17 protein-coding genes are annotated in these 14,859 nt (G+C 64.2%); 9 read left to right on the top strand and 8 right to left on the bottom strand.

Annotated features, from left to right (window positions below):
* The first annotated feature begins 74 nt into the window (after positions 1-74).
* From AAGW05_RS09345 to AAGW05_RS09320, 6 genes are read left to right on the top strand one after another with little or no spacing between them, the layout of a single operon-like run.
* Positions 75-866 (top strand): helix-turn-helix transcriptional regulator, encoded by a 792-nt coding sequence (locus AAGW05_RS09345; protein ID WP_411804235.1) that lies wholly within the window; start codon positions 75-77, stop codon positions 864-866.
* Entirely contained in the window at positions 866-2,341 is a 1,476-nt protein-coding gene (sufB, locus tag AAGW05_RS09340) for a Fe-S cluster assembly protein SufB (RefSeq protein ID WP_411804234.1), read from the top strand. Before AAGW05_RS09345 ends, sufB begins: the two co-directional genes overlap by 1 nt.
* Positions 2,342-3,637 carry a Fe-S cluster assembly protein SufD gene (sufD, locus tag AAGW05_RS09335; RefSeq protein ID WP_411804233.1) on the top strand — a complete coding sequence of 432 codons (1,296 nt, stop codon included), beginning with the start codon at positions 2,342-2,344 and terminating at the stop codon, positions 3,635-3,637.
* Positions 3,637-3,993, top strand: coding sequence for a non-heme iron oxygenase ferredoxin subunit (locus AAGW05_RS09330; RefSeq protein ID WP_411804232.1), 357 nt, complete (start codon positions 3,637-3,639; stop codon positions 3,991-3,993). The genes sufD and AAGW05_RS09330 overlap by 1 nt, the downstream gene beginning before the upstream one ends.
* Before the next feature lie 44 nt (positions 3,994-4,037).
* The gene (sufC, locus tag AAGW05_RS09325; RefSeq protein WP_411804231.1) at positions 4,038-4,805 is read left to right on the top strand and encodes a Fe-S cluster assembly ATPase SufC; all 768 of its coding nucleotides are present in this window, start codon (positions 4,038-4,040) and stop codon (positions 4,803-4,805) included.
* A 34-nt stretch (positions 4,806-4,839) separates the two neighbouring features.
* Entirely contained in the window at positions 4,840-5,190 is a 351-nt protein-coding gene (locus AAGW05_RS09320; RefSeq protein WP_411804230.1) for a metal-sulfur cluster assembly factor, read from the top strand.
* 122 nt (positions 5,191-5,312) lie between these two features.
* Here AAGW05_RS09320 and AAGW05_RS09315 read toward each other — a convergent pair whose 3' ends face one another.
* Positions 5,313-6,212, bottom strand: a complete 900-nt coding sequence (locus AAGW05_RS09315) for a neutral zinc metallopeptidase (RefSeq protein ID WP_411804229.1) — start codon at positions 6,210-6,212, stop codon at positions 5,313-5,315.
* Positions 6,213-6,285: 73 nt separating this feature from the next.
* Between AAGW05_RS09315 and AAGW05_RS09310 the strand changes: the two genes are divergently transcribed.
* Both AAGW05_RS09310 and AAGW05_RS09305 read left to right on the top strand, forming a co-directional pair.
* The gene (locus AAGW05_RS09310; protein ID WP_411804228.1) at positions 6,286-7,698 is read left to right on the top strand and encodes a class I adenylate-forming enzyme family protein; all 1,413 of its coding nucleotides are present in this window, start codon (positions 6,286-6,288) and stop codon (positions 7,696-7,698) included.
* Complete coding sequence (locus AAGW05_RS09305; protein ID WP_411804227.1) at positions 7,679-8,845, top strand: thiolase family protein; 1,167 nt, start codon at positions 7,679-7,681, stop codon at positions 8,843-8,845. Before AAGW05_RS09310 ends, AAGW05_RS09305 begins: the two co-directional genes overlap by 20 nt.
* 5 nt (positions 8,846-8,850) lie before the next feature.
* Here AAGW05_RS09305 and AAGW05_RS09300 read toward each other — a convergent pair whose 3' ends face one another.
* Genes AAGW05_RS09300 through AAGW05_RS09290 form a run of 3 tightly spaced genes read right to left on the bottom strand, consistent with a single transcriptional unit; the run spans position 8,851 to position 10,840 of the window.
* Positions 8,851-9,495 carry an energy-coupling factor transporter transmembrane component T family protein gene (locus tag AAGW05_RS09300; protein ID WP_411804226.1) on the bottom strand — a complete coding sequence of 215 codons (645 nt, stop codon included), beginning with the start codon at positions 9,493-9,495 and terminating at the stop codon, positions 8,851-8,853.
* Positions 9,495-10,205, bottom strand: a complete 711-nt coding sequence (locus tag AAGW05_RS09295) for an energy-coupling factor ABC transporter ATP-binding protein (protein WP_411804225.1) — start codon at positions 10,203-10,205, stop codon at positions 9,495-9,497. The genes AAGW05_RS09300 and AAGW05_RS09295 overlap by 1 nt, the downstream gene beginning before the upstream one ends.
* Positions 10,202-10,840, bottom strand: a complete 639-nt coding sequence (locus tag AAGW05_RS09290) for a biotin transporter BioY (protein ID WP_411804224.1) — start codon at positions 10,838-10,840, stop codon at positions 10,202-10,204. The genes AAGW05_RS09295 and AAGW05_RS09290 overlap by 4 nt, the downstream gene beginning before the upstream one ends.
* A gap of 140 nt (positions 10,841-10,980) precedes the next feature.
* On the opposite strand from AAGW05_RS09290, the gene AAGW05_RS09285 reads away from it, so the two are divergent.
* Positions 10,981-12,579 (top strand): ABC-F family ATP-binding cassette domain-containing protein, encoded by a 1,599-nt coding sequence (locus AAGW05_RS09285; RefSeq protein WP_411804223.1) that lies wholly within the window; start codon positions 10,981-10,983, stop codon positions 12,577-12,579.
* A gap of 44 nt (positions 12,580-12,623) precedes the next feature.
* Here the strand turns inward: AAGW05_RS09285 and AAGW05_RS09280 are convergent, their stop codons facing one another.
* Genes AAGW05_RS09280 through AAGW05_RS09265 form a run of 4 tightly spaced genes read right to left on the bottom strand, consistent with a single transcriptional unit; the run spans position 12,624 to position 14,788 of the window.
* Positions 12,624-13,133, bottom strand: a complete 510-nt coding sequence (locus tag AAGW05_RS09280) for a YbaK/EbsC family protein (RefSeq protein WP_411804222.1) — start codon at positions 13,131-13,133, stop codon at positions 12,624-12,626.
* A gap of 46 nt (positions 13,134-13,179) precedes the next feature.
* Positions 13,180-14,073 (bottom strand): SURF1 family protein, encoded by an 894-nt coding sequence (locus AAGW05_RS09275; RefSeq protein WP_411804221.1) that lies wholly within the window; start codon positions 14,071-14,073, stop codon positions 13,180-13,182.
* Between the two features lie 3 nt (positions 14,074-14,076).
* Complete coding sequence (locus AAGW05_RS09270) at positions 14,077-14,352, bottom strand: hypothetical protein (protein WP_411804220.1); 276 nt, start codon at positions 14,350-14,352, stop codon at positions 14,077-14,079.
* Positions 14,339-14,788: a DUF3099 domain-containing protein gene (locus AAGW05_RS09265; protein ID WP_411804219.1), complete on the bottom strand. Its 450-nt coding sequence runs from the start codon at positions 14,786-14,788 to the stop codon at positions 14,339-14,341. Before AAGW05_RS09265 ends, AAGW05_RS09270 begins: the two co-directional genes overlap by 14 nt.
* Positions 14,789-14,859: the final 71 nt, after the last annotated feature.

The raw sequence follows: 14,859 nt of genomic DNA, 5'->3' as shown, positions 1-14,859 counted from the left end.
TACGGCATAATTGTGTTGTCTAATGCTTTGGGTTAATTCGAGCGTTGTTACTTTCGATAGGTGTGGAGGTGTGAATGAGTCAGCACGTAGTCCCCGGGACGATTCCCGCCGTCGACCCTGACGAACGTACCCGAGACCGTGTCCTGACGGCCGTGCTTGAACAAGGCCCCGTCAGTGCCGCCCAACTGGGCTCGGTGCTCGGGCTGACTCCGGCCGCCGTGCGCAGACACCTTGACTCACTGACCCGCGAGGGCCTCATCGAGGTCAAGCTCATCAGCAACGCCAAGAGCGGCGCGGGGCGTCCTGCCCGCCGCTACGTTGTTTCACGCCGCGGCCAGACCGAGATCGGCGATGACTACCTTGAGATCGCCAAGCTGGCCCTGACCGGGATGGCCGAGGCCCGCGGCGAGGCCGGTGTGGTCGAATTTGCCCAACGCCGCTTCGCCAAGATGGAGGCGAAGTACCAGCCGGTGGTCGACGCCGCCGGCAGCGACGTTTCCGCCAGATCCAAGGCCCTTGCCGCTGCACTGAATGCCGACCGCTTCGTAGCAAGTTCCCACTCCCTGAATTCCGGTACGGCCATGGCCGCCGAGCAGTTGTGCCAAGGCCACTGCCCCATTCAGGAACTTGCCACCTCCTTCCCCGAATTTTGCGATGCCGAGACCGAGGTTTTTGCCCGGCTCATCGGCGTTGACGTACGCAGACTCTCCACCATGGCAAGTGGCGGACACGTCTGCACCACACATGTGCCCACTGGCCGTGCAGTGGTGCGCAAACTTGCCGGCTCCGAGCCGACAACGGGTGCCACAGTGCGAATCCAAGGCCTATCAAACTCCATTTCCAACCATCAGCAAGAAAGGCCGTGATGACGGATCAATTAGCGCAGGATATTAGCGCTCATGGTGACGTGGTGGATGCCACCAACCACGACATCCTCGAAAGAAACCCTGAACTGGACGGTTTGGGCAACTATGCGTTCGGCTGGTCCGATAAAAACGCAGCCAGTGACAACGCGCGCCGCGGCCTCAGCGAAGAGGTCGTTCGTGACATTTCAGCCAAGAAGGGCGAGCCGGCGTGGATGCTGGACATGCGCCTGAAGGGCCTGAAGTACTTTGACCGCAAGCCCATGCCCACCTGGGGTGCAGACCTCTCAGGCATTGACTTCGATAACATCAAGTACTTTGTGCGCTCCACGGAGAAGCAGGCCACCACGTGGGAAGAGTTGCCGGATGACATCCGCAACACGTACGAAAAGCTTGGCATCCCCGAAGCCGAGCGCAACCGCCTCGTCGGCGGCGTCACGGCCCAGTACGAGTCAGAGGTTGTGTACCACCAGATCCGCGAGGACTTGGAAGCACAGGGCGTCATCTTCACCGACACCGACACCGCGCTGCGTGAACACCCGGAGATCTTCCAGGAGTACTTCGGCACCATGATTCCTGTGGGCGATAACAAGTTCGCCTCGCTGAACACTGCCGTATGGTCCGGCGGATCCTTCGTGTACGTCCCCAAGGGCGTTCACGTTGAGATCCCGCTGCAGGCGTACTTCCGCATCAACACCGAGAATATGGGCCAGTTTGAGCGCACGCTCATCATCGCCGATGAAGGCAGCTACGTCCACTACATCGAAGGCTGCACGGCCCCGATCTACACATCGGACTCCCTGCACTCGGCCGTCGTCGAGATTGTGGTGAAGAAGAACGCCCGCGTTCGCTACACCACCATCCAGAACTGGTCCAACAATGTGTACAACCTGGTGACCAAGCGTGCCATCGCCCACGAAGGCGCCACCATGGAGTGGGTCGATGGCAACATCGGCTCCAAGGTCACCATGAAGTACCCGGCCGTGTACCTCGTTGGCGAGCACGCCAAGGGCGAGACGCTGTCGGTTGCTTTCGCAGGAGAGGGCCAGCACCAGGACACGGGTTCAAAGATGGTCCACATTGCGCCCAACACGCAGTCCTCCATCATCTCCAAGTCCGTAGCCCGCGGTGGCGGCCGTGCCGCCTACCGCGGCCTGGTCCAGATTCGCGAAGGTGCCACGCACTCGGCCAACACCGTGCGCTGTGACGCCCTGCTCGTTGACAACTACTCCCGCTCGGATACCTACCCCTACGTTGACGTGCGAGAAGATGACGTCTCCATGGGCCACGAGGCAACCGTCTCGAAGGTCAGCGAAGAGCAGCTGTTCTACCTGCAGTCCCGCGGCATGCCCGAGGACGAGGCCATGGCCATGATCGTGCGCGGCTTCATCGAGCCGATCGCCAAGGAACTGCCCATGGAATACGCACTTGAACTGAACCGCCTGATCGAACTGCAGATGGAAGGGGCCGTCGGTTAAATGACCGAGCTCACAGAAGAAAAGACAACCGGCGAAGTCTGGACGCAGGGCTTCATCAAGGGCATGACCGAGGAAGGCGAAAGCCTCTCCGAGATCAACCCCGAAGGTGGCCCGCTCGGCGGCGCTGCAACCAAGGCACACAGCCACGGCGGCGGCATCGGCGTTCCCGATTCCTCCCGTGCAGGCAGACTCACCTCCTACAAGCTCGCTGATTTCCCGGTCATCACAGGCCGTGAAGAGGAATGGCGCTTCACCCCGCTCAAGCGCCTGCGCGGCCTTGACCGTGTAGGGGTCAAGGGCCAGGAACTCAACGGTCCCGCACCGTTGGTCGAGGTCACCAAGCCCGACGGCGTCACCGTCGAGACCGTGGGCCGAGACGATGCCCGCATCGGTTCGGCAGGCATCCCCGAGGACCGCGTTGCAGCGGCCGCCTGGGAGAACTTCGCCGAGGCCACCATTGTGACCCTGCCGCAGGAATTTGCCGGCAACGCCGAGAACGTCACCACCTTGACCCTCACGGGCCAGGGCGACACCCCGGCTGCCTCGCACATCCTGGTCCACGCGAAGAAGTTCGCCACAGGCGTTGTGGTCCTTGACCACCGCGGAACCGCAGTTCTTTCGGAAAACGTCGAGGTCCTCGTTGAGGATGGCGCCAACCTGACGGTTGTCAGCATCCAGGACTGGGACGACGACGCCGTGCATGCCAGTGCCCAGCATCTCAAGGTTGGCCGCGACGCGAAGGTCAAGCACGTCGTCATCAACCTTGGCGGCAACTTGCTGCGCACCACTCCGGCAGCCCGCTACAGCGGCACCGGCGCAGAGGTTGAGATGTACGGCCTGTACTTCGCCGACGCCGGCCAGCACCTGGAACAGCGCCTCTTCGTTGACCACTCAACGAAGAACTGCAAGTCCCGTGTCACGTACAAGGGTGCCCTGCAGGGCGACGGTGCACACGCCGTATGGATTGGCGACGTTCTCATCCGCAAGCAGGCCGAAGGCACTGACACGTATGAGATGAACCGCAACCTGATCCTGACCCAGGGTGCGCGCGCGGACTCCGTGCCGAACCTTGAAATCGAGACGGGCATGATCGAGGGTGCCGGCCACGCAAGTGCCACCGGACGCTTCGACGACGAGCAGCTGTTCTACCTGCAGACCCGAGGCATCGCAGAAGATGTTGCCCGGCGCCTGGTGGTCCGCGGCTTCCTCAACGAGGTCATCCAACAGATCAAGGTGCCAGCACTTGAAGAGCGCCTGCGCGACGCCGTCGAACGCGAATTGGCGGCGACAGCATAGTGAGTGACTCCTCCACGCCCGCCGGCGTCATCGTCTGTCAGGACGAGGACGTCCAGGTCAAGTCTTCCTTGCTCGTCGAGGTGGGGGACTATCCCATCGCCATCGTGCGTGACTCCTACGGGAAGCTTCACGCCATCGGGGACACCTGCTCCCATGCAGAGATTTCCCTCAGCGAAGGCGACGTGGAGGACGGCACCATTGAATGCTGGGCCCATGGCAGTTCCTTTGACCTGGCGACAGGCCAGCCGCTGACCCTGCCCGCATTTGAGCCCGTGCCCGTCTTTGCCCTGAGCATTCACGGCAACGACGTCTATGTGGACGTCACCAACATTCTTAACGGCGTCAGCACGCAGTAGCGTTGCGGCCCACGTACAAAAAAATTCTTAGGAGAAAATAGAGTATGTCGACTCTGGAAATCAAGGACCTGCACGTCAGCATTGCGACCGAGCAGGGCATCAAGCCGATCCTCAAAGGTGTCAGCCTGACCATCAACACCGGTGAAACCCACGCCATCATGGGCCCCAACGGCTCCGGCAAGTCCACCCTCGCCTCAACCATCGCCGGCCACCCGCGCTACACGGTTGACAGCGGCTCCATCACCCTCGACGGCGAAGACGTCCTGGCGATGAGCGTTGACGAGCGTGCCCGCGCCGGCCTGTTCCTGGCCATGCAGTACCCCGTGGAAATCCCCGGCGTCACCATGACCAACTTCCTGCGCACCGCCAAGACCGCGATCGACGGCGAAGCCCCCAAGCTGCGTACGTGGACCAAGGACGTCAAGGCCGCCATGGCCCAGCTTCGCATCGAGCCCGAGTTCGCCGAGCGCAACGTCAACGAAGGCTTCTCCGGTGGCGAGAAGAAGCGCCACGAGATCCTTCAGCTTGAGCTGCTGCACCCGAAGTTCGCCGTTTTGGACGAGACCGACTCCGGCCTTGACGTTGACGCGTTGAAGGTTGTCTCCGAGGGCGTCAACCGCGCCATCGACGCCGGCGGCCTTGGCACGCTGCTCATCACCCACTACACCCGTATCCTGCGCTACATCAAGCCGCAGTTTGTGCACGTGTTTGTTGACGGCACCATCGCAGAGCAGGGCGGCCCCGAGCTCGCCGACCGCCTGGAAGAAGAAGGCTACGACCGCTACCAGGTTGCAGAGACGGCAACGGCCTAACCGCCGCCGCGTTACCGACTGCTAGGAAGGAACCATGACTGACATCAGCGAAACAAGCGCAGCTTCAGTTGCAGGCCAAACATCCCTCGAGGACATCGAGGAAGCCCTCATGGACGTCATTGACCCGGAGTTGGGTGTCAACATTGTCGATCTGGGCCTGCTCTACGGCCTGCGCTACGGCGATGATGGCGCTGTGCTGTTGGACATGACGCTCACCACCGCGGCCTGCCCCCTGCAGGACGTCATCGAGGAACAAGTGGAAAACTCCCTTGGCCCGATTGTTGACGAATGGCGCATCAACTGGGTGTGGATGCCGCCGTGGGGTCCCGAACGGATCACCGACGACGGTCGCGACCAGATGCGCGCCCTGGGCTTCAACATCTAGGTCGCAGGGAAGACGCGCGCTACAGTTCTCTCGCGGGCAGTAAGATTTCTTCGGTCGCTGAGCGACCTCGTGAAATCCATCCCCGCTCCGGGAACCGTAGCGCGCTTCTGCCGTTAATGCGACTAGACCCTTGGCGTCGCGAACGTGTCGCAGGCGGCCAGATCGGCCTTCTGGTAGCCCGTGGAAAGCCATTTTTGCCGCTGCCCGCTTGACCCGTGGCTCCAGGATTCGGGATTCGTCCGGCCAGTTGCAGCTTGCTGGATCCTGTCGTCGCCCACAGAGGAGGCTGCCGAGAGCGCATCATTGAGGTCCTTCTGCACCAGCGGCTTCAGGAACGGCACCGAGGAACCGGGCGAGGGCTGGCTCGATGCGTACCGCATCCAGATGCCCGCGTAGCAGTCGGCCTGCAGCTCGGTTCGTACGGCGGCTGATTGCGCACCCTTGGGGTCCTGTTGCGCCTTGCCGATGGTGCCCGTCAGGTTTTGGACGTGGTGGCCGAACTCGTGCGCCACAACATATTCCTGGGCCAGCGGCCCTCCCGAGGAACCAAACTGGGTTTCCAGCTGTGAGAAGAAATCAGGGTCGAAATAGGCCTTGTTGTCGCCCGGGCAGTAGAACGGTCCCACGGCCGAGGTGGCCGCACCGCACGCCGTGCTGACGTGGTCCGTGAAGATCACCGTCTTCGGGACCGAGTACTTGACCCCGTACTTATCAAGGTATCCGGGCCAAAAGCTGTTCAGTGAATTCGCCGTGCCAAGGATGCGGCAGTCGAGGCGGTTGTTGGCGTCCTGGCCGGTTTTGCAGCTCTCAAGGGCCGCGCCCGATTGCTCGCTCGCCGCCGGCTCGTTGCCGGTATCCCCAACCAGCCCGGCCAGAAGATCCGGGTTGATGCCCAGCAGTGCGCCGATCAACACCACGATGCCGCCGCCCAGGCCCAATCCCACCTTGCCGCCGCGGCCCATGCCGCCGCGCCTGTCCTCCGCCTGCGATGGGTTCAGGCGGGCCCCCTCATTAAAAGTCATGGGACCAGACTAGTACGCCCGCCCACTGCCATTGCGAGACACCCTGCGGCCGTTGTGATTTACCATGAAGTCGATGCCTTTCACAGACCAACTCCAGCAGTGGGCCCAGCGCCGCCCGGAGCACCCCGCCGTCATCGTCGGAGGACGCACGCTCAATTATGCGCAGCTGTCCGCCGTGTGCACCCCACCGGCCGCTGCCGGACTGGGTGTCATAGACACGCCCGACGGCGCCGACCTGGCACTTGCCCTGTGCGCCGCCATATCGGGTGAAGGAACAGCGGCGGTCCTTGATGCCGGATGGCCCGCCGCCCTCAAGGATTCGGTCCGTGAGGCCGCCGGTGCGTGGGCGGCGACGCACATCCAGCCCGCCCAGGGGAGGGCCGGGTCCGAAGAAACCACGTTCCTTCTGGGCTTTTCCTCCGGAACCAGCGGTATTCCCAAAGCCTTCACCCGTTCGCGCGTCTCCTGGCGGAGCTCGATTGCCGCCAGCATCGACTACTTTGGCCTGCAACCTTCCGACGTCACCCTGGTGCCCGGTCCGCCGTCGGCGAGCATGAACCTCTATGCCCTGGCTGAATGTCTGGCCAGCGGCTCAACGTTCGTCGGCCTGGCGGGCTTTTCGGCACGTTCAGCCCTGGCGGCGATCGAGAAATACGGCGTCACACGGCTTGTCGTGGTGCCCTCCGTGCTCAAGCTCATGGCCGACGCCGGTTTGGCCGCGGAGCGCTGTTCGCGGGGCCTGCGCAGCATTGTTTGCGCAGGATCCGCGCTGTCGGGTGAAACATTGCACGCGGCACGCGCGTGGGCGCCGAACGCGACGATCCACCAGTACTACGGCGCCGCCGAACTCGGCTTCATCGCTGCCATGGAGGCGGCGCCGGGCCAGGGTGCAACCACGGTGGGGCAGCCATTTCCCGGCGTCGAGATCAGGATCATCGGCGGCGACGGGCAGGACATGCCTGCGGGACGGATCGGCAGTATTTACGTCAGGAGCCCGTATGTCAGCGACGGCTACGCGTGGGGTGAGGACCACCTGGCCTTCGGCGCCCTGGACAGCGGGGCGGGAGGATCGCGAGAGACGAACTGGCACACCGTCCGTGACCAGGGGTTTCTCGACGAAAACGGCGCTCTGATGGTCATGGGCCGCGCCTCCGAGATGATGCTGGTGGCCGGCAACAATGTCTATCCCCAGGAAATAGAAACCGTCCTTTCGGCCGGGAACCCGCACCTGGTGGTCCTGGCTGGAGGACTGACGGATGCCCACAGGGGCCAAAGAATCGTGGTGGGGGTGTTCAGTGCGTCCCTGCCGCAGAAGAATGCCGTGGACGCGCTGCGCGCACAGGCCCGCACTCTTCCGGCCGCGCACAGGCCCGGCGCCTACTACGTGTTGACGCAGATGCCCGAAACGGCGGCGGGCAAGCCAAGCCGCGTGATGCTGCTCGATTGGATTGAAAGGGGGGATCCCCGTGCCCAACGAATCCAGTGACTCCCGCACCCCGATCGTCATTGCGGCCCGGCGGCTGCCCACGGCAAAGGGCGGGGGCGCGTACAAGGACATCCGTGCCCACGATCTTGCCGTGCCGCTGTTTGCGGCAGTCCTGGGGCAGGCCCCGCTGATCCCGGCGGAGGTGGACGACGTCATCCTTGGCAACGCAACAGGAGGCGGCGGCAATGTGGCCCGGTTGGCAGCGCTGAGCGCCGGACTTCCCATCACAGTTCCCGGGCTCACGGTTGACAGGCAATGCGGGTCGGGGCTGGAAGCAATTGTCCTGGCGTGCCGACTGATCCAGGCCGGCGCCGGGGAAAACTATCTGGCCGGGGGAGTTGAGAGCATCAGCACGGCCCCGGCACGCGCGCACAAACGCCCCGACGGCGGGCTCGACTTCTTCGAACGGGCCCAGTTTTCGCCCCTTGCCATGGGTGACCCCGACGCCGGTGTGGCCGCCGAAAACGTAGCCCACCACTTCGGCGTGACACGCAGCAGGCAGGACGCCTATGCCCTCGAAAGCCACCGGCGGGCAGTCGCCGCGTCGCGGTCGGGCCGCTTTGCCGCCGAGCTGCTGCCCCTGGCGGGGTTGGCTGCCGACCAGGGACTGCGGCCCACCCTGACCGAGGGTCTGCTGGCCCGCTTCCCGGCCGCCTTTGTGGACGGCGGAACGGTGACGGCAGGCAACTCCTGCCCCTTCAGCGACGGGGCCGCCGTCGTTCTTGTGACGACGCTGGAACGTGCCAGGTCTGTGGGAATGCCCGGGCTGGTGTTTATCGACAGTGCCGTGGCGGGCAACGACCCCAAGCTGCTGGGCGTGGGTGCCGCCGCCTCGACGCGGCTCCTGACGCAGCGGATCGGGCGGGAACCCAACGGCGGCCTGGTCGAATTCAACGAGGCGTTCGCCGCGCAGGTCCTGGCCACGGCCGATGTGCTTGACTGGGACCCTGCGCGGTTCAACCTCGACGGCGGCGCACTGGCCCTGGGCCACCCGTACGGGGCGTCGGGGGCAGTGTCGGTGGTGCGGCTCTTCGCACAGGCATCGGAACGCGGGCAGGCCGGAGCGCAAGCCCTGGCCATGATCAGCATGGCCGGCGGCATGGGCATCTCAACGCTGTTCGAATGGCACGCAGCGAAGCCCAGGTGAGGCAGTCAGTCCTCGTCGGGATCGCCGAGACCTCGTGCGGCGAGTGCCTCACCCGTGGCCTTCGCATAGCCGACGGTGGCAATGACGACAGGCAGGGACAGCGCCAGCACGTTGCGCTCGAGCCCGCGGGCCCGTGCCGCGTCCCTGACATCGCCGAACGCGCCAATGATGAAGGGGATGCTGCGCAGCATCAACGCCACGGTGAGGGCGAACCTTTCGGGATCGGCGCCAACCCGCGCCAGGGGAAGCACCAGCGCCGAGAGTCCGTCCAACAGCTCGTCAACGGGGGTCGTGGCCGTCAGCACGTTGGAGGCCAGCACGGTGGCCAGGATCGACGCCACAACCTGCCACGCCGTCCAGGGTCCGTGCTGCCACCACTGGTAGGCGCCGATCAGGACAAGGAAGATCAGCATGAGCCTGACAGCCCGCCACAACCGCCGCCCGGGAAGCCCCGCGACAAAGTGGGCCGCGACAACCAGGGCGAGGACCGCCGTCGTGGTTCCGACGCCGGCAACCACCGAGACGGCGGGGGAGCCAAGGCACAGCACCGCCACAAGGAGCAGCGAAACGGCCTTGCCCCACAGCGGGGTGCGATGGACGGGCGAGGCTCCGGGGACGTAGCCGGCCACCAGATGGGCATGGCCGCGCACTAGCCCGCCAAGGCCGTGTAGTGGGCAATCGCGGCCCCGGGCTCCCCGTCGAAAACGACGGCGGCGTCATTGACCACCAGGACCCGCCCGCACCCCGCGGCCAGGGAGAGGTCGTGGGTGGCCATGATGACCTGCTGGGGGAGCGTGGCAAGTCGCTCCTTCAACAGCCGGGTGTTGCGCAGGTCAAGGAGGGTCGAGGGCTCATCGAGCACAACAATGGCCGGCTCGACGGCCAAGACGCTGGCAAGGGCCGCAAGCTGCCGCTCACCGCCTGAAAGCTCGTAAATGCTGTGCTCCGCCACGCCGTCCAGGCCGTAGCCCGCCAAAATCTCCCGTGCCTTGCTGCGCCGGTCCCGCTTGGACAGCTTGAGCCGGCGCAGGGACAGCTCCACGTCTTCCACCGGGGTGGGCATGACAAGCTGCGAGAGGGGATCGGTAAAGACAAAGCCAACCGTGCGCCGCACTGCCGAACCCTGTGTGCGAGTGTCCAGGCCGTTGATCCTGACGGTGCCAGTGCTGGGCAGGACAAGGCCGTTCAGGAGCCGCAGAAGCGTTGATTTTCCAGACCCGTTGGCTCCGATGATCGCTATGCGCTGCTCGGTCAGGGCCACGCTGGTGGGCTGCAGGATGGTCTTGGCGGCCGTCCCTGAATCGGCTGCCTCAATGGTGACAGCTGCTGATTCAAGGACGACTGAATGATTCGGTGTCACTTTTTGCGGCGCACCAACAACTCGGGGAAGGCGCGGTGCAGGCTCAGTGCGATGAGAACGGCGATGACGTTTTTGAGGATGTCACCGGGCAGGTAGAGGGCGTCGGCGCCGATGGCGACAGGCAGTGCCATGCCCTTGCTGACAAAGCCGGCAATGCCGAAGATGTGGATGACGACCATGCCGGCAAGTGAGGCGCCCAGCAGCCCGGCGACCTTGAAGCGGCGCCTGACGGCCCAGCCGGCGAGCAGGCCAACCACCGCAGCGCCAAAGATGAAGCCGACGATGTAACCGGCGGAGGGGCTCGCCAGGACGGCCGGGCCCGCACGGAAACCGCTAAAGATGGGCAGGCCGATCAGGCCCAGCAGGACGTACAAGCCAACGGCGGCAGTTCCGCGGCCAAGACCCAGTACGAGGCCGCAGAGGCTGACAACGAGTGTCTGCAAGGTGATGGCAACGCCGAGGGGCCCCACGGGGATGCCGGGAATGGCTATGGAGGCGGCCAGCAGGGCGGCAAAAACCGCGATGAGCGACAGATCCATGGCGCCCCAGCGTTGGCGGCGGCGTGCCGTGTTGCCGAAGTTACTCGGGGCCGGCTGTGCCTGTGAGGCTGCCACCTGGCGTGATGTTCGATTCATTCTCCGTGCTTTCCTCGCGTGGGGATTTTCGTTGTGCCGGAACCTCGTTAGACTAAACAGGTTGTTCAACGTTGACCGCGGCATTCATTGCCTGCGAATTGCGTGTTCGGCACCTACCCATTCTTTGAAAGGTTACTACGTTGATTACGGTCCAAGACCTTGAGTTACGCGCAGGAGCGCGGTTGCTCATGGACGAAGTATCATTCCGCATCGACAAAGGTGACAAGATCGGCCTGGTGGGTCGCAACGGTGCCGGAAAGACCACATTGACCCGTGTCCTGGCCGGTGAGGCCCTTCCTGCCGGTGGCAAGGTGACCCGCTCGGGAGAGATCGGGTACCTCCCGCAGGACCCGCGCACCCCCGACATGGAACAGCTGGCCAAGGACAGGATTTTGGCTGCCCGCGACCTGGACAAGGTCATCACCAAGCTGCGCAAGGCAGAAGCCGACATGGCCAGTGATGACAACAGCATCCGCGACAAGGCCATGCGCCGCTATGACCGCCTGGAAGCGGAGTTCCTGGCCGGCGGCGGTTACGCAGCAGAAGCCGAAGCTGCCGCCATTTCATCCAATCTGGCCCTGCCTGAGCGGATCCTGAACCAGCCGCTGAAGACCCTTTCCGGTGGCCAGCGCCGCCGCGTTGAATTGGCACGAATCCTGTTCTCGGGTGCCCAGACAATGCTCCTGGATGAGCCCACCAACCACCTCGATGCCGACTCCATCGCCTGGTTGCGGGACTTCCTCAAGAGCCACCAGGGCGGGCTGATCGTGATCAGCCACGACACGGAACTGCTTGAGGCGACAGTCAACAAGGTCTATCACCTTGATGCGAACCGCGCCACGATCGACCAGTACAACCTTGGTTGGAAGAAGTACCTGGCCCAGCGTGAAACAGATGAACGCGCCCGACGCCGGGAACGCGCCAACGCTGAAAAGAAGGCCGGCGTGCTCATGGAGCAGGCCAACAAGATGCGCGCCAAGGCCACCAAGGCCGTTGCCGCACAAAACATGGCCAAGCGCGCCGAGCGCCTGCTGGCAGGTTTGGAAGAGGTCCGCGCCCAGGACCGCGTCGCAGCGCTGCGTTTCCCGGAGCCTGCCCCCTGTGGCAAGACCCCGCTGATGGCCGAAGGCCTGAGCAAGTCCTACGGCTCCCTCGAGATCTTCACCGACGTCAGCCTTGCCATCGACAGGGGCTCAAAGGTTGTCATCCTTGGCCTCAACGGTGCCGGCAAGACCACCCTGCTGCGCATGCTGGCAGGTGTGGCCCAGCCCGACACGGGTGAGATCATTCCCGGCCACGGCCTCAAGGTGGGCTACTACGCCCAGGAACACGACACCCTTGACGTCACCCGGACAGTGCTTGAAAACATGCGTTCCTCGGCAGGGGACATGAACGACGCCGAGGTGCGCGGCATCCTTGGTTCGTTCCTCTTCACGGGCGATGACGTCAACAAGCCCGCAGGTGTCCTCTCCGGTGGTGAGAAGACGCGTCTGGCGCTGGCCACCATTGTTGCCTCAAGCGCGAACGTGCTGCTGCTCGATGAGCCCACGAACAACCTCGACCCTGCCAGCCGTGCGGAGATCCTCGGTGCCCTGAAGAACTACAGCGGCGCCGTCGTGCTCGTCAGCCACGATGAGGGCGCCGTTGAGGCGCTGGACCCCGAGCGTGTGGTCCTTCTGCCCGACGGTGACGAGGACCTCTGGAACCCGGATTATCTGGACCTCATCACCCTGGCCTGATCCCCGAGCCCTCCCTGGACATGGAGAAACTGCCGTGCGCTTGCTTAGCGCACGGCAGTTTCTTTTGCACCCGTTGCGCCAAGAAGGTCCTGGTAGCTGATCGACAGCATGGCCCGGTGGCTTCCGGCACCGGCCCACAGCACCGGGTACCGGGCGAGGTCCGTATCCAGGAAGGTGCGCAGGGGGGCCGGGTGGCCGAGCGGGGCGACGCCTCCCACAGGCTGGCCTGCATGCTCCAGGACAAAGTCGGCACTTGCCCGGCTGATCTTGGGCAGTCCGTGTTCGCGGGCCACCTTTCGTACATCAACTTTGGCAGCGCCGCTGGCAAGGATCAGCAGCGGGCGGCCGTCGCACTCAAAGACCAGGCTGTTGGCGATGGCGCCTACCTCGCAGCCTAGGACAGCCGCTGCCGTGGCAGCGGTGGCCACCGAGTCGGGAACGAGGATCACAGTGTCCGTGAGCCCGGCGGACAGCAGCGCCGTGCGCACGTTGTCCACGGTCGGATCGAATCCGGCAAGGGAGCCGGTGCGGGTGGTGTTCAGCTCAGCAGTCATGCCCCGATTCTATGACAAGTGTCACGGCGGACGGTGCGGCGCGGGGCTAGAACCCTTGGGAGTCCAGGAGTGCGTCCTCGGCCTCTTCGGCCGTGGGGCGGGCACCCGGTTTGCGGACCTTGGGGTGCCGGCGCGGATGGAAGGCGGAGCCCCGGCCATAAAGTTCCTCCACGGGAACCCCTGACTCGGCCGCATCGAGGGCGTCGAAGTCGTCATTGCGGCGCTGCATCCGTGCCGCGTAGCCAAAGCCCACAAAGGCCAGGATGCCGAAGGCGATCCACTGCATTGCATAGCTCAGGTGCGACCCTTCGTCAATTGACGGTGCGGGGAACGGCACGGGATTGCCGGCGGCTGCGGGGTTCTCCGTGGCGAGCTGCCCGTAGGCACCGGTCTTGATGGGATAGTCCAGCTGAGCCGCATAGTCCTTGAGTTCAATGGAAGCCAACTGTCCGGCGGGTGCACCGCGGTCCAGCTGCGGCTCGGCGGGCTTGAGCCGTGCCACGACGGTTACAACACCGGATTCGGGCTGCGGCACGACGTCGGGATGTCCTGCCCGCTTGTTGCCGATCGGCAGCCAGCCGCGGTCGATGATGACGGTGTCGCCGTTGTCCAGCTTCAGGGGCACCAGCACCTCATAGCCGGGCGCGCCGTTGAGGGGGCGGTTGCGCACGATGCGCTGGTCGGCAGTTTGGTACGTGCCCCGCATGCGTACCTGGGTCCATTCCTTGGCAGGATCCAGGGCCTGAAAATTTCCGGCAACATCCTTGTAATCAACGATGGTGCCGGCGTAGTTCTGCTGGATTTTAGTGATGTTCGCAACCACGGCATTGCGGCGGTTCATCTGCCAGTTTCCCAAGGCCACGCAGGCAACGGCGAAGACCAGGGCCAAGGCAAAGTAGCCCACCCACTTGCCGGAGAACAGAAACTTGTACGTCTTCATAAACTAGGCGGAATCCTTAGGGTTCATGGGCAGGGTTTCCTTCCACAGGGAGCGGCTTTGCAAGTAATCCTCAAGCCATCCAACGTGGTCGGGGCAGGCCAGCCAGATCTTACGGCGCTCGGCTGTGTGAATCTTGGGATTGTTCCACAGCAACTGCATCGTGGCGGGTTGGCGGCAACCCTTGCGGGAGCACACGGGGTTTTCCTGTGGGTCGGGTGCGGACCCCTGCGTGTCGGGGCGGGCCAAGCCTTCGCCCGCCAGCATGTCAAAGATGTTCATGGCGCTCCTCCTCCGTGGGCTCTTCCTGGTCCGGGACGATCTCCCCGGCGAGGATGTCCGCGGAGGTGGGCTCGGCGTCGAAAGTCTTCGGACCGTCTCCCGTGACCGCGTACAGGGGCGCATCGTCGAGGAGTTCCACGGTGTCCTGATGGGCGAGGTCAGCGCCGCCATTGGCGATCATCACGGCAACCCAGGGCAGGACCACTGCACCGACAACGGGGATGAGCTTGAACCAGCCGTCAAGAACAAAAATGAGGACCAGGCAGACCATGCGGATTCCCATGGCCAGCGCGTACTTGATCATCCGCCCACGCATTTCCTCGCTGTGGGGCGCTGCGGCGTTGGTAATGGCCAGGACTTCCGCGGCGGGGGCGGCATGGCCGTACCTGCTCCGCCGGGCGGCACCGATCTTCGGCGTAGCTGATTGCTCGTTCATCACACTCCAAGGGACTCCTCCATTCTCTCACCGCGGGGGTGCACAGCCAAAAGCCGACTGTGTGCCGGGGG

This window comes from Arthrobacter sp. LAPM80 (genome assembly GCF_046736435.1).
Classification (GTDB): domain Bacteria; phylum Actinomycetota; class Actinomycetes; order Actinomycetales; family Micrococcaceae; genus Specibacter.
This window is presented reverse-complemented; position numbering and strand designations above follow the sequence as displayed.

Excerpts from the sequence above, each read along its gene's own strand:
- AAGW05_RS09315 (WP_411804229.1), bottom strand. The coding sequence starts at position 6,212 with ATGACTTTTAATGAGGGGGCCCGCCTGAACCCATCGCAGGCGGAGGAC.
- AAGW05_RS09290 (WP_411804224.1), bottom strand. The coding sequence starts at position 10,840 with ATGAATCGAACATCACGCCAGGTGGCAGCCTCACAGGCACAGCCGGCC.
- sufC (WP_411804231.1), top strand. The coding sequence starts at position 4,038 with ATGTCGACTCTGGAAATCAAGGACCTGCACGTCAGCATTGCGACCGAG.
- AAGW05_RS09265 (WP_411804219.1), bottom strand. The coding sequence starts at position 14,788 with ATGAACGAGCAATCAGCTACGCCGAAGATCGGTGCCGCCCGGCGGAGC.
- AAGW05_RS09270 (WP_411804220.1), bottom strand. The coding sequence starts at position 14,352 with ATGAACATCTTTGACATGCTGGCGGGCGAAGGCTTGGCCCGCCCCGAC.
- AAGW05_RS09320 (WP_411804230.1), top strand. The coding sequence starts at position 4,840 with ATGACTGACATCAGCGAAACAAGCGCAGCTTCAGTTGCAGGCCAAACA.
- sufD (WP_411804233.1), top strand. The coding sequence starts at position 2,342 with ATGACCGAGCTCACAGAAGAAAAGACAACCGGCGAAGTCTGGACGCAG.
- AAGW05_RS09280 (WP_411804222.1), bottom strand. The coding sequence starts at position 13,133 with ATGACTGCTGAGCTGAACACCACCCGCACCGGCTCCCTTGCCGGATTC.
- sufB (WP_411804234.1), top strand. The coding sequence starts at position 866 with ATGACGGATCAATTAGCGCAGGATATTAGCGCTCATGGTGACGTGGTG.
- AAGW05_RS09345 (WP_411804235.1), top strand. The coding sequence starts at position 75 with ATGAGTCAGCACGTAGTCCCCGGGACGATTCCCGCCGTCGACCCTGAC.
- AAGW05_RS09310 (WP_411804228.1), top strand. The coding sequence starts at position 6,286 with ATGCCTTTCACAGACCAACTCCAGCAGTGGGCCCAGCGCCGCCCGGAG.
- AAGW05_RS09275 (WP_411804221.1), bottom strand. The coding sequence starts at position 14,073 with ATGAAGACGTACAAGTTTCTGTTCTCCGGCAAGTGGGTGGGCTACTTT.